This window comes from Pseudofulvimonas gallinarii, from assembly GCF_004343305.1.
GTDB classification, from domain to species: Bacteria; Pseudomonadota; Gammaproteobacteria; order Xanthomonadales; family UBA2363; genus Pseudofulvimonas; species Pseudofulvimonas gallinarii.
In genome coordinates this window covers 18,330-41,051 of record NZ_SMAF01000009.1, presented here as the reverse complement: position 1 = coordinate 41,051, position 22,722 = coordinate 18,330, and the positions used below count along the sequence as shown (strand labels likewise).

The following is a 22,722-nucleotide window of genomic DNA, read 5'->3' as shown; positions in this document are numbered from 1 at the left end:
CGGTGCGCGGCGCCTGCACCTGACCGCAAACGTCGCGATGTTGCTGACGGTCTGCGCGGGTGGGCGAATGAGGGGAACGGCCGCATTCCCGATGCTGCCGCGCTGCCTCGACCCGTCATGCCCGCGAAGGCGGGCATCCAGGGAACGTAGCCTCGACGCAAGCCCCACTGGATACCCGCCTTCGCGGGTATGACGACTTAGGGAGGCTCTGAACAACTCCCCCGCATCGCGCGACAATGCACCACCTGTTCTGGAGGCCCCTCGTGATGCAACTGACGTTCGGTGACGCCGAAGACCTGAGCCAGCGCAAGCAAGCTCGGCGCGAGATATTCCTCGCCCAGATGGATCACGTGGTGCCGTGGCAGACGCTGTTGAAGCTGATCACGCCGCACTACCCGACGCTCGGACGTCCGGGCCGTCAGCCGTACGCTTTGGCGACGATGCTGCGCATCCACTTCCTTCAGCAGTGGTACGCATTGAGCGATCCTGCGATGGAAGAAGCCTTGCACGACACGCCGGTGATGCGCCGCTTCGCGCAGCTGGGCGGGCTGGATGCCGTGCCGGACGAGACCACGATCCTCAACTTTCGTCGTTTGTTGGAGACACACGACCTGGCAACAAAGATGCTGAGCAAGGTCAATGCACACCTATCGCGCGCGGGCTTGAGCCTGCGTGCGGGCACGCATCGTGGATGCGACGATCATCGCGGCACCGACGTCGACCAAGAACAGCGATGGCGAACGCGACCCGGCAATGCACCAGACGAAGAAGGGCAAGCAGTGGTACTTCGGGATGAAGGCGCACATTGGCGTGGATGAGGACTCGGGCCTGGTGCACCACGTGGAATGCACGGCGGCCAATGTGGCGGACGTGACGCAGGTGCGTGCGTTGTTGCACGGCAAGGAAGACACCGTGAGCGGCGACGCCGGCTACACGGGCGTTTAGAAGCGTGAGGAAATGAAGAAGGTGAAGGCACGTTTCCTGATCGCGGAGAAGCGTTCGAAGGTGAAGGCGATCGGGAACAAACGCGAGCGCAAGCGTGCGGAGCGCTGGGAGCATGCGAAGGCGAGCCTGCGTGCCAAGGTCGAGCATCCGTTCCGAGTGATCAAGCGCCAGTTCGGCTACATGAAGGTGCGCTACCGGGGCATTGCAAAGAATGCGGCACAGGTGACGACGCTGTTTGCGTTGTCGAATCTGTGGATGACACGCAAGCAATTATTGCCGGCGACAGGGGAGTTGCGCCTGTAGCAAGGAAACCAACGTGCGAAAACACGCTGACTGCGGAATTTTCATGCGTCAAACACGCGTCAAACCGATGACGAGGCCGAACATCGCGGAAATCCATGGGGTGGAGCGCGTTGTTCAGAGCTTCCTTAGGGGGGCGATGCGCACGCGCCACCTCGGCGGGCCGGGCGGTGACTGCAACGGCGTTCCCGCTTTTCCGGCAGTCGCGTGCAGTGCGTGGTAGTTTCACGGCCGGAAGGTTCGGAGGGTCTGCGATCCTCGACGTGCGCCCGGTTGCCAGTCAGCCGACGGGGCGTCGGCGCGGATGGCTGCATCACGAGGCATTGGCGGGCAGGGCGTTCGCGTCATCACCGTTGCCGGCTTTGCCACCCTGCGAACCTTGGACAGGCACGTCTTCATCCTCGGGAGCCCGCAACCGTGATACGCAGACCTGCCGCCGCACTGGCGGCGCTCATGACAGCCATGGCCGGCCTTGCTGCCGGCGTCCTTCCCGCGGTGCCGGTCCTTGCCACGGAAACCGGCGTGGAACCTGCCAGTGCATTCGAGCTCGATCTGGGTGGATACCGGTTCGATCCGCTGCAGTCGGTTCCCGCCTCGACGCGCGCTGCGCTGGCGGCAACGCCTGACCTGCGCATTGTCCAGTTCATCGGACCGACGCGGCCGGAGTGGTTGTCGGCGCTGGAGCACGAAGGCGTCCGTGTCCTGCAATACATCCATCCCTACACTTACGTCGTCTGGGCCGGGCGCGAAGCACTCGGTCGCGCCGCGCAGCGTCCCGAGATCCGCTGGTCCGGCGACTTCGTCGCCGAGTTCCGCGTCGGTCCGGCGGATCGAAGCCTTGATGCCACGCCGCGTCCGACGATGGCGCTGCTGAGCCGGCATGCCGACATCGATGCGGTCCGCGCTGCGTTGCGCGCGACAGGTGCCCGGATCGATTTCATCGAGCCGCTCAACACGCGTTTCAGCATCGCGCAGTTCACCGTCGCCGGCGACCGCTACCTCGAGGTCGCTTCGGTGCCGGGCATCTATGCCGTGCAGGACATCGAGCCGCTGACCGAAGAACAGATGATGCGCGGCGAGATGAGCAACCAGTCGGTGGTGGGCGCACATGGTGCCGCGCCGACCTACACGATCACGCCAGGCTACGAGTCCTGGCTGGCGGGCGCAGGCTACGACGGCACCGGCGTGATCGTCGGCATCGTCGATGGCGGCACGCTGATGACACACCAGGACCTGGTCGGCCAGGGCAGCCCCTGCGTAGCCGGTGGCGGTGCGCTGACCAGCTGTACCGCAGGCAGCAGTGACCACGGCACGCATGTCGGTGCGGCGGTTGCCGGCACCGGCGCCAGCAATGCGCAGCTGGGCGGTTTCCTGCGCGGGCAAGGCGTCGCGCCCGGCGCCAAACTGGTTTCACAGCGTTATGGTCCGTTCCTCGGTGGAGGTGGGCCCGGAGGCATGGCCGCCAACGCCATGCTCACCATCTATCGCGAGTCGGCGCTGGGCAACGCGGTACTGACCAACAATTCGTGGGGTCCGACTTCAACGCCGCAGGGCTACGACATTCCCACGCAGCAGATCGACATCATCTCGCGTGATGCGCTGGCCGACATGCCGGGTTCGCAACCGGTGCTGCCGGTCTGGTCGATCATGAACGGCTATGGCGATGCCGGCGGCGCCTGCGCACCGGCGTCGGTCGGATCGCCGGATGAAGCGAAGAACCTGTTCGCCATCGGGTCCACCTCACTGCAGAACGGTTCGGGGGCACAGCTGGCCGGCATCTTCAACGTGTCCAGCAACTCAGCGCATGGCAATGCCTGCGACGGTCGCCGCATTCCGCACATGGTGGCACCGGGCTGCAATACCGACAGCGCCGGCAACGGCACTTCGAGCTACGGGCTGTCCTGCGGCACCTCGATGGCGTCGCCGGTGGTGTCGGGCGCGGTTGCGCTGTTCATCGAGAAGTACCGTGACGCCCATGAAGGCGTGACGCCGAGTCCGGCGCTGGTGAAGGCGGCCTTTACCGCTGCGGCGCGCAACCTGCAGGGCTTCCAGAACGCCGACGGCGGCGTGATGGGGCATCGGCCGGACCGCTTCCAGGGGTACGGACGCCTCGACCTTGATGCGGTCATCAATCCGGACACGGCCGTCTATTTCTTCGACCAGGCCACCGTCTTCACCGCATCCGGACAGGACTGGCTGCAGTCCGTCGTCGCCGACGATCCGACCCGGCCCATCCAGGTCATGCTGGCCTGGACGGATGCACCCGGCCATGGCCTTGGCGGCACCACGCCGGCCTGGGTCAACGACCTCAACCTCACTGTCGTAGCCGGACAGGGCGTGTACTACGGCAACGTCATCGGTGCCGACGGCTGGTCCGCCACCGGTGGCAACTGGGACGATCGCAACAACCTGGAAGGGGTGTTCCTCAGTCCGGAGCAGCACGGCGGCAGCGTTCTCATCAGCGTCAATGCAGCCAACATCGCGGCGGATGCACTGGACCCCCATGCGCCCGGCATGCCACGGCAGGACTTCGCGCTGGCCTGCTACAACTGCAGCCTCGGTGACGGCTTCCTGGTCCAGCTGATGCCGACCGCGGCTTCGATCTGCGCGCCCGACGAGGCGACGACCGACGTCAAGGTGACCGGCGTCGGTGGATTCGACCAGCCGGTAGCGCTCGGTGCATCGAACCTGCCGGGCGCCGCGACGGCCAGTTTCAGCCCGGCCATCGTCGGCCCGCTGCCCGCCAACAGCACACTGACCATCGGCAACACCGCCTCGGTCCCGACCGGCACCTATGCCATCGCAATCGAAGGCTCGGCTGGCGGACAGACCGTCAGCGCGCCCTTCCACCTCACCGTGGCCGCGTCCGCTCCGACTGCGCCCATCCTGCTGTCGCCGGCACCGGGCAGCGCCAACGTGGCGCTGGCACCGACCTTCAGCTGGGACAGCGTCCCCGGCGCGGCGAACTACCGCCTGGAAGTGGCGACCGATGCGTCGTTCACCAACGTGCTGATTGAGGAAACCGTCCCGGGCACCAGCTTCACGCCGACGGGGTCGCTGGATCCCACCACCGTCCATTACTGGCGCGTCAGTGCCGGCAACGGTTGCGGCGACAGCATCCCTTCCATCGTCTCCAGCTTCACCACCGCCACGGAGATCTGCTGGACCGGCAGCCTTGCCATTCCCGACGGCGATGCCGCCGGCGTCGATGCCGACATCCACGTCGGCACGCCGGCACGGGTCCAGACCTTGCGCGTCAGCCTGCGCTACGCCCACGACTGGGTTGGTGACACCCGCGTCGAGCTGTCGAAAGTAGGCGGCAACGCTGCCGCGGTGCTGATCGATCGTCCCGGCGTGCCCGCCACCACTTTTGGTTGCGATGGCGTGAATGTCGACGTCGTGCTCGACGATGCCGCGGACAAGCCGGTGGAACACGGATGCGTCAGCGGCTCCGCGCAGGGACTGTCGGGTAGTTTCCAGCCAGAGGAACCGCTGGCCACGTTCGCGGACATCGATCTGGCCGGCACCTGGCGCCTCAACATCGCCGATCTGGCGAGCCTGTACAGCGGCACGCTGCTGGAATGGTGCCTGGTGGCCGAGACCGCACCGGTGGGTCCGGACGCCACCGCGGACCTGGGCATCGAGCTGTCCGCTTCGCCAGATCCCGTGGTCGCCGGCGAAGACCTCACGCTGGTTGCCACGGTCGGCAACGACGGTCCGGACGCTGCACCGGAAGTCGTCGTCACGTTCGATCTGCCGCCAGAGCTGTCGTATGCGGGCTTCCGTTCGACGCGCCGGCCGGGCATGCCGCTGGGCACCCACTGGAGCTGCGCGGAAGCGGCCGGCCAGGTCACCTGCGAACTGTCGGGCAGCCTGCCTGCCGCCGTCGCCGCACCGTCGCTGGCTATCGTCGCCACCGTCGATGCCAGCGCTTCCGGCAAGGTGGACACGAACGCCTCGGTCACGGGCTTTGTCGACGATCCCGAGGCGGGCAACGACGCCAGCACGGCCCGCATCATGGTGCTGGCCATCGGTGACCGCATCTTTGCCGACGGCTTCGAGTGACCAGGGGCATCGCGGGGCGGGGGCGTCACCCGATGCCACCGCCCGGCAATCCAATATCCAAAGGCCGTTGCCACCTCGTGCGCGCATTCCAGGCGGCGGCGCCGGAGAGCGGATGCGCCCAACGTTACGACACGCGGAATCCAGGCACAAAAAACCCCGCCGATTCGCGGGGTTGGACCTGGTGGCTATGGGTGGACTCGAACCACCGACCCCAGCATTATGAGTGCTGTGCTCTAACCGGCTGAGCTACATAGCCATGGGGCCGCGCATTCTCCGCGCGGGCGGGTGCGCTGTCAAGCTGGCGGCCGCCAGCCTTGAACCGCCCCTGCGGGCTGTGCTACACGGAATGTGTAGAACGCGGTGAACCTGATAAGTGATCGATCCGGACGGCTATCGCCCCAATGTCGGCATCATCCTGCTCAACCAGGCGGGACAGGTGTTCTGGGCGCGCCGGGTCCGCCGCGACGGCTGGCAGTTTCCCCAGGGCGGGATGAACTCGGACGAGACGCCGATCGAGGCCATGTATCGTGAGCTGGCCGAGGAAACCGGCCTGCCGGGCGATGCCGTGGAGGTGCTGGGATCAACGCCGGGCTGGCTGCGTTACCGCCTGCCGAACCGGCAGGTGCGCCGCGACGACCGGCTGACCTGTATCGGCCAGAAGCAGGTCTGGTTCCTGCTCCGCCTGCTTGCCGACGACACCGCCGTCCGCCTCGACGGCGGCGGCGAGCGCCCGGAATTCGATCTCTGGCGCTGGGTCGACTACTGGTATCCGCTGCAGCATGTCGTCCATTTCAAGCGCCAGGTCTACGCCAAGGCGCTGTCGCAGCTGGCGCCGCTGGCCGGCTACACGCCACGGCCGGTCGCCGATGCCCGCGGGCCGCTGCATTTCGGTCGCCTGAATGCCCGTCCGCGGACCGGCATTGCAAGCGGTTGACAATCATTCTCATTCACGATTCAATGGCGCCACCCCGACCGATCACTCTCCGGGGCTGGAGCGCCAAGCCATGTACGTCTGCATCTGCAACGCTGTCACCGACCGTGCCGTCCGCGAGGCGGCCGCCCAGGGCGTGAGCTGTGTTGGCGAGCTGACAATGCGCACCGGCTGCGGCGGTGGATGCGGCGCCTGTGTCGAGCTGGCCGAGCAGATCCTCCAGGAGTCGGCCTCGCCCTCCGCCAACGGCCGGATGGGCGTCGCCATCGCCGCCTGAGCGCGCCGCTTCACCCTCCGCGCTGACCACCCTGGCACGCTCATGCGTGCCATTTGCATTCTCTTTCAGGCGCCATCCGCCGGCTTGGCTTAACCTTCCCGCGTCACAGGCAACCGGAGCGCGGCCATGAAGGGCGACCCCAAGGTCATCGGATTTCTCAACAAGGTCCTCTACAACGAGCTGGTCGCGATCAACCAGTATTTCCTGCATGCGCGCATGCTGAAGAACTGGGGCCTGAAGGAACTGGCCGAGCACGAGTACGAGGAATCCATCGACGAGATGAAGCACGCCGATCGCCTGATCGAGCGCATCCTGTTCCTCGAAGGCCTGCCCAATCTGCAGAACCTCGGCAAGCTGTCGATCGCCGAAACGCCGCAGGAAGTGCTGACCTGCGATCTCGACCTGGAAATGCGCGGCCTGCCGGACCTGCGCGAAGGCATCGCCTGGTGCGAACAGGTCGGCGACTACGTCAGCCGCGAGCTGCTGGAGGAGATCCTCGAGAACGAGGAAGAGCACATCGACTGGCTGGAAACCCAGCTCGACCTGATCGAGCGCATCGGCCTGGCCAATTACCTTCAGTCCAAGATCGAGGACTAGCGTCGGCTGCTCGGGCGTGCACCGGCTGCGCAGTCTCGCCAGCGTCTGCCTTGTGCGCGCCGCGCGCGGCCGCTAGGCTGCCGACATGTCCCGGTTCCGCCGTCCGACGTCCCGACTGCCCGCCCTGCTCGCGGTGTTCGCACTGTTGCTGCAGGGCGTCGTGGCGGTCGCCTGCCAGCTGCACGATGCCGGACATGTGGTCGAAGCGGCGCTGCACGGTCATGCCGTGGACGATGCCGACAGCCATCCCGAACAGGACACCGACAGCTGGCATGTGCTGTTCCATGCCGGCCACCACTGCCAGCACGTGCCGGCGACCGGGCCCGCCGTTGCATTGCATTTGCCACCCGCGCCAGCGGCGGCATTGATCCCGGCGTCCGCCCTCGGCCCGCCCGAGGCGCCTTCAAGCCTCCTGTTCCGCCCACCCATCTCCGTCTGAGTCCGGTCAATTCCCGTTGCCGGCCGTGATCAGCGATCACGGCTGAGACCTGTCGGCTTCATGACGGAGTGGTATCCATGTTTCGAATCTCGGCGGCGTTCGCCGTCCTTGTGTCCCTGCCGGGACCGGTTTTTGCCTTGCCCCCTGAATCGTCGTCGCTCACGCTCGACGAGGCCGTAGCGCGAGTCGCCGCGGCGCACCCGGCGTTGCGGCTGTACGACAGGCAACGTGAGCGTCTCGACGCCGAGCGCGACGAGGCGGTATTCCGGCCGCCGCTGCGCATGCTGGCCGACGTGGAAAACGCGATCGGCACGGGCGACCACGCGGGTATCAGGCGGGCGGAGGTTTCACTGAGCCTGTCGTCGGTGCTGGAGCGCGGTGGCAAGCGTGAGGCGCGGCAGCTGCTTGCCAGCGCCCGCATCGATGCGCTCGCGCTGGAACGCGAAGCCCGGCGCCTGGACCTGCTGGCGGAAGTCGCCCGGCGTTACCTGGACCTGGCCGACGCACAGGCACGCAAGGCGATTGCCGAAGAAGGCATCGCCTTGCGCGAGCGTACGGTGCAGGTGGCTCGACAGCGCCATCGCATCGGGGGCGCGCCGGAATCATCGGCACTGGCGGCGGAAGCGGCGGTTGTCAGGGCGCAGCTGGCGCACGAGCGTGCGAGCGTCGACGCCGGCGCGGCCTGGCGACGGCTGGCGCTGCTCTGGCGCGGCACCGACCGCGATGATCCGCCGGCGACGGTAGGCGTCATCACGCAGCTGCCGGACATCCCCGCAGTCGACAGCCTCCTGACGTTGATCGACACCACGCCGGCACTGCAGCGCTTCGCCGACGAGGCGCGCGTCCGCGAGGCACGGTTGCGCCTTGCGGAAACCCGGCGCACGCCGGACATCGACTGGCAGGTGGGCGTGCGGCGGCTGCAGGCCGAAGGCGACGTGGCGCTGGTGGCCGCCATCGGCATTCCGCTCGGCAGCCGCGCCCGCGCGGAAACCGGCGTGCGCGCCGCGCGTGCCGAACTGGCGGCGCTGTCCATCGAGCGGGAAGTCGAGGACGTCGCCCTGCGCGCGGCGCTGCTCGAAGCGCATGGTCGCTATGTCGGCGCGCGCAGCGACGTGCAGCGCATCGACAGCGAGCTGATGCCGCTGCTGCGGCGGACCGAGCAGGCAGCCGAGGTCGCCTTCCGTGCCGGTGCTTTGCCCTGGCTGGAATGGGCGCAGGTGCAGGCCGACATCGTCAGCCTGCAGAACGAGCGGCTGGCGTCGGCGCTGGATGCGCGTCGGGCGCTCATCGAAATCCAGCGCCTGACGGCGCAACCCTTCATCGTCGAAGCCGAAGGCGCCACCGGAGTGACACCATGATCCGCGCCCTATCGATCGCCTTTTCGAGCGCATTGTCGATCGCATTGTCCATGGCATTGTCAATGGCGCTGGCGCTGGTGCTGGCCGCTGGTTGCTCCCGCCACGAAGGCGAAGGCGTCCGTACAGGGTCGGCGGGTCGACAGGAGTCGGGCGCAGCCGCTGTTCGCGGCGATGATCCTGGCCATGACGGCGAAGAGCACGGCCGTGCAGGCGGTCGAAGCCCCGGCCGCATTGGTCACGACCACGATGACCATCGCGACGACCGCGACCGGCACGCTCACACTATCGGCGACAACGCGGGTGACGGCGACCCGCACCACGACGGGCCCGCTCACGAAGGCGAATCCCGCCGCACCCGCATTCCGGCCGCCATGGCGGCACGGGTCGGCCTGCGTTCCGAACCGGTGCGATCGGGAACGCTGCGTGACGAACACCACATGCAGGGCCTGCTGGTACCGGTGGACGGCAAGGTCGCCCGCGTCGTGGCGCGGTTCCCGGGGCCGGTGCGCGCGGTGCACGTGGACGTCGGCGACCGCGTCCGCGCCGGTCAGCGCCTGGCCAGCGTCGAGAGCAACCTCAGCCTCAGCCGCTACGACGTGGCGGCTCCGATCGCCGGCACGATCCTGTCGCGGCCGGTCACCGTCGGCGATCTGGCCGGCGAACAGGTGCTGTTCGAGATCGCCGACCTCGATGAACTCTGGGTCGACCTGCACCTGTTCGGCGCCGATGCCGACCACGTCGGCGTCGGCATGCCGGTGCGCATCGAGCGGCTCTCGGATGGTGCCCGAGCGACATCGCAGCTGGAACGCGTGTTGCCGGGCGCGGCGACGGCCAGCCAGAGCACGGTGGCGCGCGCGCGCATCGCCAACAGCGACGGGCGCTGGCGCCCGGGCACGGCGGTGCGCGCCGCGGTCACGGTATCCGAACGCGTGGCAGATCATGTCGTGCCATTGGCCGCGCTGCAGCGCATGGACGATGAAGACGTCGTCTTCGTGCAGGACGGCGACCAATACGTGGCACGCGTCGTCATCCTCGGCGGCCGCGACGGCCAGCACGCCGAAGTGCTTGAAGGCATCGGCGCGGGCGAGCTCGTGGTGGTCGCGCAGAGCTTCCTGGTGAAGGCGGACATCGAGAAGGCGGGTGCCGCGCATGAGCACTGAGCGCGGCATCCTCGAACGCATCATCCATGCCGCGATCCGCCATCGCTGGCTGATGCTGGCGCTGACCGGGGCACTGGTCGCGCTCGGCGTGCACAGCGCGCTGCGCCTGCCCATCGACGCCGTGCCCGACATCACCAACGTGCAGGTGCAGGTCAACACAGAAGCGCCGGGCTATTCACCGCAGGAAGCGGAACAACGCATCACCGCACCCATCGAGTCGGCGCTGGCAGGCATGCCGGGACTGGACCACACGCGCTCACTGTCCCGTTACGGGCTGTCGCAGGTGACCGTGGTATTCGACGACGACACCGACATCTACTTCGCGCGCCAGCAGGTCGCCGAGCGACTGCAGGCGGTGCGCAACCAGCTGCCGCCCGGCGTCGAGCCGGCACTGGGGCCGGTCGCCACCGGACTCGGCGAGATCTTCACCTACGCCGTGGAAGCGGAGGCCGGCGCGCTGCGCGAAGACGGCGAGCCGTGGACGCCCACCGACCTGCGCACGCTGCAGGACTGGGTGGTGCGGCCACAGATGCGCGGCGTGCCGGGCGTCACCGAGGTCAACAGCATCGGCGGCTACGCGCGGCAGATCCATGTCACGCCCGATCCTCTCCGACTGACGGCGCTGGGCTTTTCGCTGCACGACGTCGTCACCGCCGTTGCCGCGAACAACCGCAATGTCGGCGCCGGCTACATCGAGCGGCATGGCCAGCAGTTGCTGGTGCGGGCGCCGGGGCAGGTGCAGTCGGTGGACGACATCGGCGCGATCGTGCTCGACCGCCGCGAAGGCGTGCCGATCCGCGTGCGCGATGTCGCCGGGGTCGGCGAAGGCCTCGAGCTGCGCACGGGCGCCGCGACCATGGATGGCCGCGAGGTCGTGCTCGGCACGGTGGTCATGCTGGTCGGCGGCAACAGCCGCGAGGTCGCGCGCGCCAGTGCGCGGCGGCTTGACCAGGTGCAGGCCAGCCTGCCCGAAGGCGTGCGCGTGCGTGCCGTGTACGACCGTACCGCGCTGGTCGACCGCACCATCGGCACGGTGGGTCGCAACCTGGCCGAGGGCGCACTGCTGGTGATCACGGTGCTTTTCCTGCTGCTCGGCAATATCCGCGCCGCGCTGATCACCGCCGCGATCATCCCGCTGGCGATGCTGGCGACCATGGCCGGCATGGTTCGAGGTGGCGTCTCCGGCAACCTCATGAGCCTGGGTGCGCTCGATTTCGGCCTGATCGTCGATGGCGCGGTCATCATCATCGAGAACTGCCTGCGCCACTTCGGCGAAATGCAGGCGCGACTGGCGCGCACGCTGACGCGCGATGAACGCCAGGAAGTTGCGGCTTCGGCGACCGTCGAAGTGATCCGGCCGTCGCTGTATGGCGTCGGCATCATCGCCGCGGTGTACATCCCGATCTTCGCGCTCTCCGGTGTCGAGGGAAAGATGTTCCACCCGATGGCCTTCACCGTGGTGCTGGCGCTGGCGGCGGCGATGGTGCTGTCGCTGACTTTCGTGCCGGCGGCGGTCGCCACGTTCCTGACCGGCCGTGTCGGCGAACACGACAATGCGGTCATGAAGGTGGCACGGCGCGGCTATGTCCCGGTACTGGCCTGGTCACTGCGCCGGCCCTGGCTGGTGCTGCCGCTGGCGGCGTTGTTCGTCGCCGCCTGTGCGCTGCTGGCAACGCGGCTGGGCAGCGAGTTCATTCCCGACCTCGATGAAGGCGACGTCGCGATGCACGCGCTGCGAATTCCCGGCACCGGCATGGGACAGTCGGTGGACATGCAGTTGCAGCTGGAAGCGCAGCTTGCACGGCTGCCGGAAGTCGCGCACATCTTCAGCAGGATCGGCACGCCGGAAGTGGCGACCGATCCGATGCCGCCCTCGGTGGCGGATACCTTCATCATGCTGAAACCCCGCGAGGAGTGGCCGGACCCTCGCAAGACGCGGGTGGCGCTGCAGGACGAACTGCGCGCGCTGGCCGAGGCGATGCCCGGCAACAACTACGAGTTCACGCAGCCGATCCAGATGCGCTTCAATGAACTGATCTCGGGCGTGCGCGCCGATGTCGCGGTCAAGGTCTACGGCGACGACATGGCGCAGCTGTCACGCCTGGGTGACGACATCGCCGCGATTGTCGCCGCAGTGCCCGGCGCGGCCGATGTGCGCGCCGAGGAAGTCGGCGGCCTGCCGGTGCTGGAGATCGAACCCGATCGCGAGGCGCTGACACGCTACGGACTGAACGCCGGCGCCGTGCAGGACCTGGTCGGCACCGCCATCGGTGGCGAACCGGCCGGTGTGCTGTACGACGGCGACCGGCGTTTCGACATCGTGGTGCGACTGCCGGAATCGCTGCGAGGCGACAGCGCGCGCTTCGGCGACCTGCCCGTGCCCTTGCCGGTGACGCGCGAACTGGACGAGCAGGCGCGCTTCGCTACGTCGCCTGCGGGTGCGCCGCGCGCGCTGCCGCTGCGCGAAGTCGCGACGCTCCGCGAGCGCATCGGCCCCAGCCAGGTCAATCGGGAGAACGGCAAGCGCCGCGTCGTCGTCACCGCCAACGTGCGCGATCGCGACCTCGGCGGGTTTGTCGCCGATCTCCGCGCACAACTGGATACGCGGCTGGCCCTGCCCTCGGGTTACTGGCTGGGGCTCGGTGGTCGCTTCGAGCAAATGCTTTCTGCCAGCCAGCGCCTGATGTGGGTGGTGCCACTGACGCTGGCCGGCATCTTCGCGTTGCTGTTCATGGCCTTCGGATCACTGCGCGATGCGCTGGTGATCTTCTCCGGCGTGCCGTTGGCCTTGACTGGCGGCGTATTGACGCTGTGGCTGCGGGGATTGCCGTTGTCGATCTCGGCCGGAGTCGGGTTCATTGCGCTGAGCGGTGTGGCCGTGCTCAACGGCGTGGTGATGGTCAGCGTGTTCCGGCGACTGCTCGCCCAGGGCGTGCCGTTGGCGCAGGCCGTGCTCGACGGTGCCGCATCGCGGCTGCGGCCGGTTCTGATGACGGCGCTGGTGGCGGGACTGGGCTTCGTGCCGATGGCCTTCAACGTCGGTGCCGGCAGCGAGGTGCAACGTCCGCTGGCGACGGTAGTGGTTGGCGGCATTGTCAGCGCGACATTGTTGACGCTACTGGTGCTGCCGGCACTGTTCCGGCTGCTGCATCGTCGCCGGATCGCGACTGGCGCCCGATGATACGCGGCGGGTCCGTGCCGGCGCACGGACCCGTCAGGCGGTACTTCGCTGCCGATACGTGCCGTACAGATCGACCAAGCTGAGCGAGCCGATCAAGGCCGCCAGCAGCAATGCCGACAACTGTTTCAGCAACACCAGGCCTTGCACGGTCCCGGACGCGGCGAAGTCGAGCGACGTCTGCGACCAGTGCTCGATCTGAGACAGCGGCAGTTCCATGCCGGCGGCTAGGAAGAACAGCACGACGCTCAGCGCACCGATGCCGCGCGCGCCCGGGAGCGACGCCAGCTTCAGCAGGCACAGGACGGCCGGCAGCCAGATCACGAAACGGTAGTCGTAGCTGGCCTTGAGCGCGAACAGTGGCACCGCGCTGAAGGCGCTGAGGTGCAGCGCCGTGCGGCTGGCCGGCGGCAGCCTGGACAGGGCTGCGTAAAGCGGGACGCATCGACGCCAGCACAGGACGCCGGCCGACAGCGCCGCGACGGATGCCAGCGCGAGCGCCGCCGGCCAACCCAGTGCCTGTGCCAGCCACGGAATGCCGGTGGAAAAGCGTGTCGCGCCTTCCGGCGCTTCCGCGCCCAGGGCCAGCAGCTCGGCGGGCCCGACGATCGCGATCGCCGCGGCCAGCATCAGTGCGCTGATGGCAGCCGCGCGCCAGTGCCATTGCCTTGCCGCCAGCCAGCTCAACAGTGTCGCCGCGCCGGTGTACAGCTTCAGCGCGGTGGCGAAGGCCAGGAGCGCGGTGCCGACAGCGAATCCGGCGCGTCTGCGCCGTGGCAACGCCAGTGCCGCCATCGCCATCAGCACGAACACGAACAGGTCGAAATTGCCGCGCTCGACGCCCAGCTGCACGCCTGCGGTGAGCGCGACCAGCAGGGCGACCAGGGCTTGCCGCGGCCCGTCGGGTGCCGCCAGTCGCGCATACGCCAGCCAGAACAGGACGATCATGACCCAGGCCACGACGCTGTAATGCTGGTACGGCAGCAGGCCGAGGTCATGGAGGAACAGCCAGGGCTGGTAGGTCTGCGCGCGCGGCACCGTGACGGCATCGGGCACGAAGCAGGCCGAGCCCTGCCATTCGCCGAGGCCGATGCGGCAACCCGCCGCGGTTTCCAGATGCGCCTTGGTGTCGGTGAAAGGGCGCAGCTCCGGATGGAAATGCGGTACGCCCAGATGAACCCAGCCGCGCGTGAGGAACAGCGCAAGCGTGGCCGCCAGGCAAAGTGCTGCCAGCGCGGAAGTCAGGAGAAGGCGACGGGTCATTGCGGCGACTTGAAGGTTGCCGCGCAGTCTAGCGAAGGCCGCGCCGGGGTGGCGCACTCCAGGACCCGGCGCCGACTACAGGGAGGGAATCAGCCTTCGAAACCGTTGATGAAGAGGATGTCAGCGGTGGTCGCCGAGATCGTCCATTCGAAGGTCAGGGTGCCCTTGGCGGGCACTGACCGATCCTGCCATTGCAGGGCACCCGTGTAGTCGCCCGTCATCGGCAGTCCGGTGTTCTGCAGTGTGAGGAAGTCGGTTGCGAGCAGTGAGAGCAGGCCCGGGTGGGCTTCCACCTGGTAACGGTCGGCCCCTATGCCGTGTATGTCGATGATGCTGTGGGCTGGCCCGGTCACCTGGATCCGCTCATTGGCTTGGGCAAGCACCGCGGTGTTGTCGGTGCTGGCGTCCGCGTCGATGTCGGTATACGCAAAGAGATTCACCGTCCTGGGCTCGGCGTCCGGATTCCCGAGCGTCAGGGTCCAGCGGCTGGCGCCGCTGGAACCCACCTGCGCGGGCGAAGTGTCTTCGATGACCACTACCAGTTGCGCCGTCAGGCCGCCGATGCCGTCGCCGGACCAGGTGAAGGTCGCAGTGTCGCTTTCATAAGTCGCGCTGTCCGGGATCGGCTGCCGTACCTGCGCCGGATCCGGTCCGGTGCGCAGGAACCAGCCGACCTCGTAGCCATGGTTGAGGCCTGCGGGAAATTCCAGCCGCACATTGAATCCACCCTCGGCATATCCGACGACGCCGAAATCACTGAAGTGCACCCGTGCGCCGCCATCCGTGATCGTCCCACCACCTGCTGTTGCCCGGAACACGAAGTTGTCCAGGTACAGCGCCATCTGCCCTGCCGTCGCGCCCACCAGGTGCAGCTCGCTGATTGGTGCGCCGAATCCACTGGGGCGGGTCAACCACGCGGAGGTGTTTGTGTTCACCTCTGCAAGAGCGAATATGAGCGTATCGGCGATGTATCCGACCATATCGATGGAGTCGGAGTGGTAGCTACTGGCAGAGCGCAGATCGAAGCGGTCGAACCAGAAGGGCCGGCCGTCTTCCCTGCGCACCACCAGAACGTCGCCCTGGGCGACTGCGCCATACTGGCCGATCGCCAGCAGTTGGTTGGAGATGTTTTCGTCGATGATGTCGAACTGGTCGCCCCAGACATTCGTAAACGCGTAACCCTGTTCGGTTTCGGTCTGGTCCACCATCAATTGCCCCGTGGGCATGCCTTCGAAACCGATGATGGTTTGTGCCTGGACCGGGGCGGCCGTTGCCAGAAAGAGCGCCGTCGCGGCGAAAGCGGGCCGGCCGGCGCGTTGTCCTGGGGTATTGCTGCGCTTCTTCATCTTCGTTCCTCCGAGGTGCGGACGGATGCCTGCAGCGTGGAAGTCGATCTGGTCGCCGCCTGCGGCATTCCCCTCCTGGCCGGATCGCGGTCAGGGTCGCTATTCGAATCCATTGCCGAACAGGCGGTCACCAGCCAGCTCGTTGACGGAGTGGACCCAGTTGAAGGTCACGCTTCCATTCGCCGGCAGCGGCCGGTCCTGCCAGTGGAACGCGGCCGTGAAATCCCCGATAAACGGCGTGCCGGAGTTGTCGAGCGTGGTCGTCACCGAGTTCAGCAGGTCGAGAAGGTCGGACCACGCGGTGACCTGGTAACCGTCGGCGCCGCGGCCGAAGAACTCGACCTCCGTCATCCCGCTTGTGGCGCGCAGCCAGTCGTAATCCCTGACCAGGTCCGCTTCCACTTTCATGCTGCCGTCGGGGATCAGGTCGGAATAGGCGAACAGGTTCACGACCTCCGGTGTTCCGGAAGGATTGGACAGGGTCAACGTCCAGTTTGCCGAACCCCGCGTGCCGAGGAGACCGGGCGAGCTGTCCCGGAGGGTGACCGTCAGCGTGGCCGACAGCCCTGCAGCGCCGACATCGGCCCAGGTAAAGGTCGCGCTGTCGCCATGGTATTCGGCGGTATCGGGCCCAGGCTGGCGCACCTGGCTGGTGTCGGATCCCGTGCGCAGGAACCAGCCCGACTCGATGGCATGATCGACGCCGACCGGGAACTCCAGTGAGTGGCCGAATCCGCCATCCGCCCAGTCGTCCAGGCCTTCTGCGCGGAACACCATCCGCGACGCGCCATGGACGATCTCGCCGAGCGGCGGAATGGATTCCCCTTCCACGACGAGGTTGTCAAGGTAGAGCGAGTCGGCGTCGGGCGTGGCGCCGACGATTCTCAGCTCGTCGATGTAACCGTTGAATCCACTGGGACGGGTCGCCCATTCGTGGCTCGAGGTACTGACACCGGCGAGGATCTCCGTCTGAACGCCATTGAGCCTGCCGATGATGTCGACTGCGTCGGAGGGCGATCCGTACGGGGCATAAAGATCGAACGAGTGGATCTTGAATGGATGTCCGTCGACGTGGGTGATCACCAGGGTGTCGCCCGGCACGACCGGACTCGCCGGCCCGACGACCAGTCCCTTGCCGGGATTCCCTGATCCGATTGCGAATGACTCGCCCGGTTCCACCCGGATGTTGAACCGGCCCTCCGTATGACCCTGGCCGTCGGGCACAGGCGCATTGGTGAACGGAAAGGATCAAAGCCGATGGCTCTTTGAGCGGCAAGGGATGCAGCGGCGGGCAGGAACAGGCCTGCCGCCAGAAGGGCGGCAAACGCGCGTGAGGCGACCGTCCGCCCGCCATGGGAATGCTTTTTCACGGATTCCCCCTGAGTCTGCCACAGAATGTGATGTGAATCACAAACTTATGGCATCGATTCGGGAAGTCAAGGAAAAATCCGGGCCGGTAGCGCGCCCGAGGCGTCCATCCGATGCTGGCATCATCAGCAAAATATTGATCTTGCAGGAAAAGTCGGTGACGGTCGGAAGGGTCCGGCACCGGTTGGGTGCACGCGTCGGGTATCCGGGCTGGCGGGCATCCGCCGTCTCCCGCCCGTCCCTCATTTCCGGGCCCGGAGGACCCGCGCTGCTTCGTTAGTGGATGCTCTCGAAGCCGTCCGCGAACAGGGTGTCGACGGTCGCCGGCAGGTTGAGCGTCTGCATCCATTCGAAGGTCAGCTGACCGTTCGCCGGCAGCAGGCGCTTCTGCCACTGGAAGGCGGCGGTGTAGTCGCCCTGGAAGGGCGTACCCGAGTTGTCCAGGTCCAGGGCATCGTCATTGAGGTCCACCGCCAGGTCCGGATAGGGCGCCACCCGGTAAAGGTCGGCATCGACGCCATGGAAATCCATGTAGCCCTTGTCGTGGAACGCGCGAAGCCAGTCATTGCCGCGCATGAGGTCGGCGGATACGTCGTAGCTGCCGAAGGGTGTCTGGTCGGCGTAGGCGAAGACGTCGACCGTTAGATCGGTGCTGGTCGGGTTGGTCAACCTCAGTATCCAGCGGATCCATATGCCGCCATTGTCCGGCGCCCCGGGATCCGCATGCAGGACGACGGACTGCCACGCCTGCAGCCCGGCGGCGCCAACCGAATGCCACTGGAAATTGGCAACGTTGCCGGAGGATACGGCGACATCGGGAGCCGGTTGCCGGACCTGCGTGGTATCGGCATCCGTGCGGATGAACCAGCCGGTCGCATAGGCGTGCCGGGTGTCGAGCGGAGCCTCGAGCAGGGTAATGAAACCGGCGGGGTGAAGGCCGTCCAGGCCCGGCGCCGGAATCGCCAGTCTGGCGGGGCCACTGTGGAGGAAGATCTCCTCCAGCGGTTTCTCCAGTTGCAGGTTGTCCAGAAGCAGCATGGCCTGTTGCGGTTGGACGCCGACGATGTGCAGGGTGTCGATGCGGCCGTGGAATTCGCCTGCCCGGGTCACCCAGCCAGAGCTGGCACTTTGCAGGTTGGCGACGAGTTCGGTCTGCTCTCCATTCCGCAGGCCGACCAGGTCGACCGTATCGGAGGGCAGGTCGTCGCCGGACCGGAAGTCGTAGGCGATGAAACGGAACGGCCGGTCTGACGCGTGGCGGATGGCCAGCGTGTCGCCCGTGCCGATGGCGGAAAACGGCGCGATGGCCAGCACGTTGTCAGGATCGCCCCACGGCTGGATCCAGAAGGAGGAACCGGGCGACACGACCTGCAGCGTGAATCCGTTTTCGTTGTGGACCTGCCCCGGGAGAAGCTCGAGTTCCGGCGGAAAGGACTCGAAATTGATGATGGTGTCGACCACGGCACCGGCATTGCCGGCCACGGCCAACAGCAGTGGAACAACCAGCCGGCTGCTGCGGCGCAGGGTGGAGGGATTGGAGTTCGAGCGCAGGGATTTCATGGGATCCTCACTTGTGGTCGCCAAGGGAGACGGGCATCCGGTTCCGTCCGCATCCCAGTGGACGGGAATGCGCGTGCAGGGCGCCGCGAGCGGAACAGCGCGGGCGGCGGACTGCCGGGCCGGAAACCCGGGCACGAGGTGGACGGGCAAGGCCGGGACCGCGGGGCTGCGCGGCGGCCAGCGTGGATGCAAAGGACGCGCCCGGCCCGGTCGGCTCAGGGCTGCAGCCGTGGGTCGCCGCAGGCCGCTGGGGACCGGGATGGCGACCGGCGTCCGGAGTCGGCGCATGTGCCGGGCCGTATTGCCCGTACGGCAGGGGTGGCTGGGACTTCATGTGGCTACCTGGATGTCGCCGTGGGCCGGTCACGGAGGGACCAGTCCGGGCCTCATCCAGGTAAGCGGGAGAGCCGCGGAAAACCTATCACCGGCACCGGTGCGGGCGCGAACGGCCCATGCCGGTTCGCGAGGCGCGCCCTCAGGGCGGCCCCGGTCAGGTGGCCTTGGCTGGCGTCATTCCGACTCGATGCGGTCGACGCGCGTGAAGCCGCGCGGCAGCGTGCCGCCGCGCTGTGCGCGCTCGCCGGTATAGGCGGCAAGGTCGCCGGCCTTCAGGCGCAGGTAACGGCTGCCGGCGTGGACGATCAGTTCGCGTCCGGCGCCGATGACGGCGATGCCGACGACCTTCTCGCCCGCCGTCGCGGCCTTCTTCGGAATGTCGATCAGCTTGTTGCCCTTGCCCTTGTCGAGCTCCGGCAGGTCGGCGACGCGGAACACCAGCAGGTGGCCGGCATTGGTGGCGACGCAGAGCAGGTCGCCGTCGGCATCCGTCACCAGCGCCGGCTGCAGCACGTCGGCGCCGTCGGGCACGCTGATCAACTGCTTGCCGGACTTGTTGCGGCCGAGCAGGTTCTCGAACTGCGTGACGAAACCGTAGCCGGCGCTGGAGGCGAGCACGAGGCGCTGCGATTCGATGCCGGTGGCCAGCGCCTGGAAGCGCGCGCCGGCCGGTGGCGTGAAGCGCCCGGTCAGGGGTTCGCCATTGCCGCGTGCCGACGGCAGCGTATGCGCGGCAACGCTGTAGCTTCGCCCGCTGGAGTCGAGGAACGCGACCTGCTGGTTGCTGCGCCCGGCGACTGCAAGCAGCAGGCGGTCGCCTTCGCGGTAGGAGAGATTGGCGGCATCGACATCGTGGCCCTTGGCGGCGCGCACCCAGCCCTTTTCCGACAGCACGACGGTCACCGGTTCGGAAGGGGCCAGGTCGGTGGCGGACAGCGCCTGCGCGGCTTCGCGCTCGACCAGCGGCGAGCGGCGCGGATCGCCATGATCCTCGGCATCGGCGGCCAGTTCGTCCTTGATCAGCTTCTTCAGCCTGGCCCTGGAGCCGAGGATGCCCTCGATGCGCTGTGCCTCGCGCTCCAGTTCCTCCTGCTCGCCGCGGATCTTCATTTCCTCCAGGCGCGCCAGGTGGCGCAGCTTCGTCTCAAGGATCGCCTCGGCCTGGTCCTCGCTGAGGTCGAAGCGCGCCATCAGCACCGGCTTCGGCTTGTCCTCGCTGCGGATGATGCGGATCACCTCGTCGAGGTTGAGGTAGGCGACCAGCAGGCCGGCGAGGATGTGCAGGCGGCGCTGCACGCGGTCGAGGCGGTGCTGCAGGCGGCGGCGCACAGTGTCGGTGCGGAACTGCAGCCATTCCTCCAGCAGCGCGCGCAGGTTCTTCACCTGCGGCCGGCCGTCCAGGCCGATGACGTTGAAGTTGACGCGGTAGCTCTTCTCCAGGTCAGTGGTCGCGAACAGGTGGTTCATCAGCTCTTCGGCGTCGACGCGGTTGCTGCGCGGGATCAGCACCAGGCGCACCGGATTCTCGTGGTCCGACTCGTCGCGCACGTCTTCCAGCAGCGGCAGCTTCTTGGCGCGCATCTGCGTGGCGATCTGCTCGATGATCTTCGCCGGCGATACCTGGTGCGGCAGCGCGGTGAGGACGATGTTGCCGTTCTCGCGCACGTAGACGGCACGGGCGCGCAACGAACCATTGCCCGTCTCGTACAGCTTCTGCAGTTCGACGCGCGGCGTGACGATTTCCGCTTCGGTCGGGAAGTCCGGCGCCGGGATGTGCTCGCACAGGTCGCGCACCGTCGCTTCGGGATCGTCGAGCAGGCGGATGCAGGCGCTGGCGACTTCGCGCAGGTTGTGCGGCGGAATGTCGGTGGCCATGCCGACGGCGATGCCGGTGACGCCGTTGAGCAGCAGCGTCGGCACGCGGGCCGGCAGGAACTTGGGTTCTTCCAGGGTGCCGTCGAAGTTCGGCTGCCAGTCGACCGTGCCCTGGCCCAGTTCCTCGATCAGCAGCTCGGTGAAGCGGGTCAGGCGTGCTTCGGTGTAGCGCATCGCCGCGAAGGACTTCGGATCGTCGGGCGAACCGAAGTTGCCCTGGCCGTCGATCAGCGGATAGCGGTAGGAAAACGGCTGCGCCATCAGCACCAGCGCTTCGTAGCAGGCGCTGTCGCCGTGCGGGTGGAACTTGCCGATCACGTCGCCGACCGTGCGCGCGGCCTTCTTGGGTTTGGCGCCAGCGGACAGCCCCAGTTCGCTCATGGCGTAGACGATGCGCCGCTGGACCGGCTTCAGGCCGTCACCGATGAACGGCAGGGCGCGGTCCAGGATGACGTACATCGAGTAGTCCAGGTACGCGTTCTCGGCGTACTGGCGCAGCGGGACGGGCTCGAAGCCCGGCATCTGGTTGCTCATTCGGAAAGGTGGGTCGTGCGCTTGCCAGCGAAGCCCACGATTGTGCCGGAATCCGGCGCCGCGGCGCCATGACGCCGCGGCAGTCCGGTGACAGCGATGGCCTCAGCCCGGCTGGCGGCGCAACGCGCGCAGGCCGGTGACCACGCCCAGCAGCGCCAGCAGGCCGACGGCGAGCGCGCCGGGGCCCGGCACAGGCCGCGGCGGCGCGACCGGCGCCGCCACGCCGGTGCCGAACAGCGTCGCGGTGATCTCCTGGCCGCCCGGAGGAGCCGGCGGCGGCATCGTGTACTGGACGCGGATCAGCGCCACCTGCGAACCGGTGGCGGACGGAGCGAAGCGCACGTTGACCGTGCAGCTGCTGCCCGGATCGAGGACGCCGGCGCAGTTGGTGGACACCAGCTGGTACTGGGCGGGTGCGGCGCCACCGAGGCCGACGCTGGTCAGGGTCATCGGATCACTGGTCGGGTTGGCCAGCGTGAAGGCCTGGGCCGGACTGTCCTGGCCGACCGTGACGGCGCCGAAATCGAACGGATTCGGGGTCAGCGCGACCACGGGACTGCCGGCCAGGGCCGGGCCGGTGGCGCCGGCCAGCAGGCCCGCAAGCAGCAGGCCGGTGCGCTGGCGGCGCACGATGCGGAAGGATCGGGACCGATTGGCTTGCATGCTTTTCCCCTGTTCTGGACGGATGTCGTTTGTTGCGTATGCAACGGCCTGCGACCGCGCGTGTGCCACGGCTTTCCGCACCGGGCGACGGGTTGCCGGCAAGCGATCTCCATTGCCGACCCGGCGGCGCGGGAAACAGCATGCGCGCGACGGCATCGTTCAACGCCAGTCGCCTGCGGCAATTAAAGCGGCCCGGAAATTCGGAGGCGTCGATTGCCCGGCAGCGCGTCGTGCCTCATGGACGACGCGCCGTGCGCTATGGACCGGCGCGGGCATGTCCCTGCCGTCGACGAAGCATGTGCCATGCAGCGCCCGCATCCATGGGGCGGTCGTGACGTCGTCGATGCGCCACGGGCTCATGGTCACCGTCCGCGCACCGGCCAGAAGGAAGGCGCGCCTCAGTCCGGACCGGAGTTGCGGCCTTCCGCGAATGCCGTGTCACAGGCGGCTGGCACGGGACACCAGGTGTTCTCCAGCGAACGTGCCCTGATGTCCGACCCGTTCACGACCTCGGCCTTTCGGCTTCG

15 protein-coding genes, 1 tRNA gene and 2 pseudogenes are annotated in these 22,722 nt (G+C 67.5%); 9 read left to right on the top strand and 9 right to left on the bottom strand.

What is annotated here, in order from left to right:
* Positions 1–266: 266 nt before the first annotated feature.
* Positions 267–1,248: pseudogene (locus tag EDC25_RS08025) on the top strand (IS5 family transposase).
* 414 nt (positions 1,249–1,662) lie between these two features.
* Positions 1,663–5,310, top strand: coding sequence for a S8 family serine peptidase (locus EDC25_RS08020; protein WP_132577398.1), 3,648 nt, complete (start codon positions 1,663–1,665; stop codon positions 5,308–5,310).
* Between the two features lie 179 nt (positions 5,311–5,489).
* On the opposite strand, the gene EDC25_RS08015 is transcribed toward EDC25_RS08020, so the two are convergent.
* Positions 5,490–5,566 (bottom strand) — tRNA-Met (locus EDC25_RS08015).
* 117 nt (positions 5,567–5,683) lie between these two features.
* Between EDC25_RS08015 and EDC25_RS08010 the strand changes: the two genes are divergently transcribed.
* The 5 genes from EDC25_RS08010 to EDC25_RS07990 all read left to right on the top strand — a co-directional run bounded on the left by EDC25_RS08010 (position 5,684) and on the right by EDC25_RS07990 (position 8,912).
* Complete coding sequence (locus EDC25_RS08010) at positions 5,684–6,244, top strand: RNA pyrophosphohydrolase (protein WP_123520713.1); 561 nt, start codon at positions 5,684–5,686, stop codon at positions 6,242–6,244.
* A gap of 70 nt (positions 6,245–6,314) precedes the next feature.
* On the top strand, positions 6,315–6,518 hold the full coding sequence (locus EDC25_RS08005; protein WP_123520712.1) for a (2Fe-2S)-binding protein: 204 nt from the start codon (positions 6,315–6,317) through the stop codon (positions 6,516–6,518).
* Positions 6,519–6,644: 126 nt separating this feature from the next.
* On the top strand, positions 6,645–7,115 hold the full coding sequence (bfr, locus tag EDC25_RS08000) for a bacterioferritin (protein ID WP_123520711.1): 471 nt from the start codon (positions 6,645–6,647) through the stop codon (positions 7,113–7,115).
* An 85-nt stretch (positions 7,116–7,200) separates the two neighbouring features.
* Positions 7,201–7,554: a hypothetical protein gene (locus EDC25_RS07995; RefSeq protein ID WP_132577397.1), complete on the top strand. Its 354-nt coding sequence runs from the start codon at positions 7,201–7,203 to the stop codon at positions 7,552–7,554.
* 77 nt (positions 7,555–7,631) lie between these two features.
* Positions 7,632–8,912: a TolC family protein gene (locus EDC25_RS07990; RefSeq protein ID WP_132577396.1), complete on the top strand. Its 1,281-nt coding sequence runs from the start codon at positions 7,632–7,634 to the stop codon at positions 8,910–8,912.
* A 59-nt stretch (positions 8,913–8,971) separates the two neighbouring features.
* Here the strand turns inward: EDC25_RS07990 and EDC25_RS15015 are convergent, their stop codons facing one another.
* The gene (locus EDC25_RS15015) at positions 8,972–9,247 is read right to left on the bottom strand and encodes a hypothetical protein (protein WP_132577395.1); all 276 of its coding nucleotides are present in this window, start codon (positions 9,245–9,247) and stop codon (positions 8,972–8,974) included.
* Between EDC25_RS15015 and EDC25_RS07980 the strand changes: the two are divergent.
* Together EDC25_RS07980 and EDC25_RS07975 are read left to right on the top strand one after the other, a co-directional pair.
* Positions 9,239–10,072: pseudogene (locus EDC25_RS07980) on the top strand (efflux RND transporter periplasmic adaptor subunit); the annotation flags it as partial. The gene EDC25_RS15015 and the pseudogene EDC25_RS07980 sit on opposite strands and share 9 nt — an antisense overlap.
* A 7-nt stretch (positions 10,073–10,079) precedes the next feature.
* Entirely contained in the window at positions 10,080–13,253 is a 3,174-nt protein-coding gene (locus tag EDC25_RS07975; protein ID WP_123521552.1) for an efflux RND transporter permease subunit, read from the top strand.
* Positions 13,254–13,286: 33 nt separating this feature from the next.
* Here EDC25_RS07975 and EDC25_RS07970 read toward each other — a convergent pair whose 3' ends face one another.
* The 7 genes from EDC25_RS07970 to EDC25_RS15165 form a co-directional block, all read right to left on the bottom strand.
* Positions 13,287–14,513, bottom strand: a complete 1,227-nt coding sequence (locus EDC25_RS07970; protein WP_123521547.1) for a hypothetical protein — start codon at positions 14,511–14,513, stop codon at positions 13,287–13,289.
* 89 nt (positions 14,514–14,602) lie between these two features.
* Positions 14,603–15,859 (bottom strand): hypothetical protein, encoded by a 1,257-nt coding sequence (locus tag EDC25_RS07965; RefSeq protein WP_123521548.1) that lies wholly within the window; start codon positions 15,857–15,859, stop codon positions 14,603–14,605.
* A gap of 99 nt (positions 15,860–15,958) precedes the next feature.
* Positions 15,959–16,960 carry a hypothetical protein gene (locus EDC25_RS07960; RefSeq protein WP_132577393.1) on the bottom strand — a complete coding sequence of 334 codons (1,002 nt, stop codon included), beginning with the start codon at positions 16,958–16,960 and terminating at the stop codon, positions 15,959–15,961.
* Positions 16,961–17,503: 543 nt separating this feature from the next.
* The gene (locus EDC25_RS07955; RefSeq protein WP_123521550.1) at positions 17,504–18,787 is read right to left on the bottom strand and encodes a hypothetical protein; all 1,284 of its coding nucleotides are present in this window, start codon (positions 18,785–18,787) and stop codon (positions 17,504–17,506) included.
* Positions 18,788–19,297: 510 nt separating this feature from the next.
* On the bottom strand, positions 19,298–21,532 hold the full coding sequence (gene parC, locus EDC25_RS07950; RefSeq protein WP_132577392.1) for a DNA topoisomerase IV subunit A: 2,235 nt from the start codon (positions 21,530–21,532) through the stop codon (positions 19,298–19,300).
* Positions 21,533–21,634: 102 nt separating this feature from the next.
* Positions 21,635–22,195 carry a choice-of-anchor D domain-containing protein gene (locus EDC25_RS07945; protein WP_165910886.1) on the bottom strand — a complete coding sequence of 187 codons (561 nt, stop codon included), beginning with the start codon at positions 22,193–22,195 and terminating at the stop codon, positions 21,635–21,637.
* Positions 22,196–22,354: 159 nt separating this feature from the next.
* On the bottom strand, positions 22,355–22,597 hold the full coding sequence (locus EDC25_RS15165; RefSeq protein ID WP_377601092.1) for a hypothetical protein: 243 nt from the start codon (positions 22,595–22,597) through the stop codon (positions 22,355–22,357).
* Positions 22,598–22,722 lie beyond the last annotated feature (125 nt).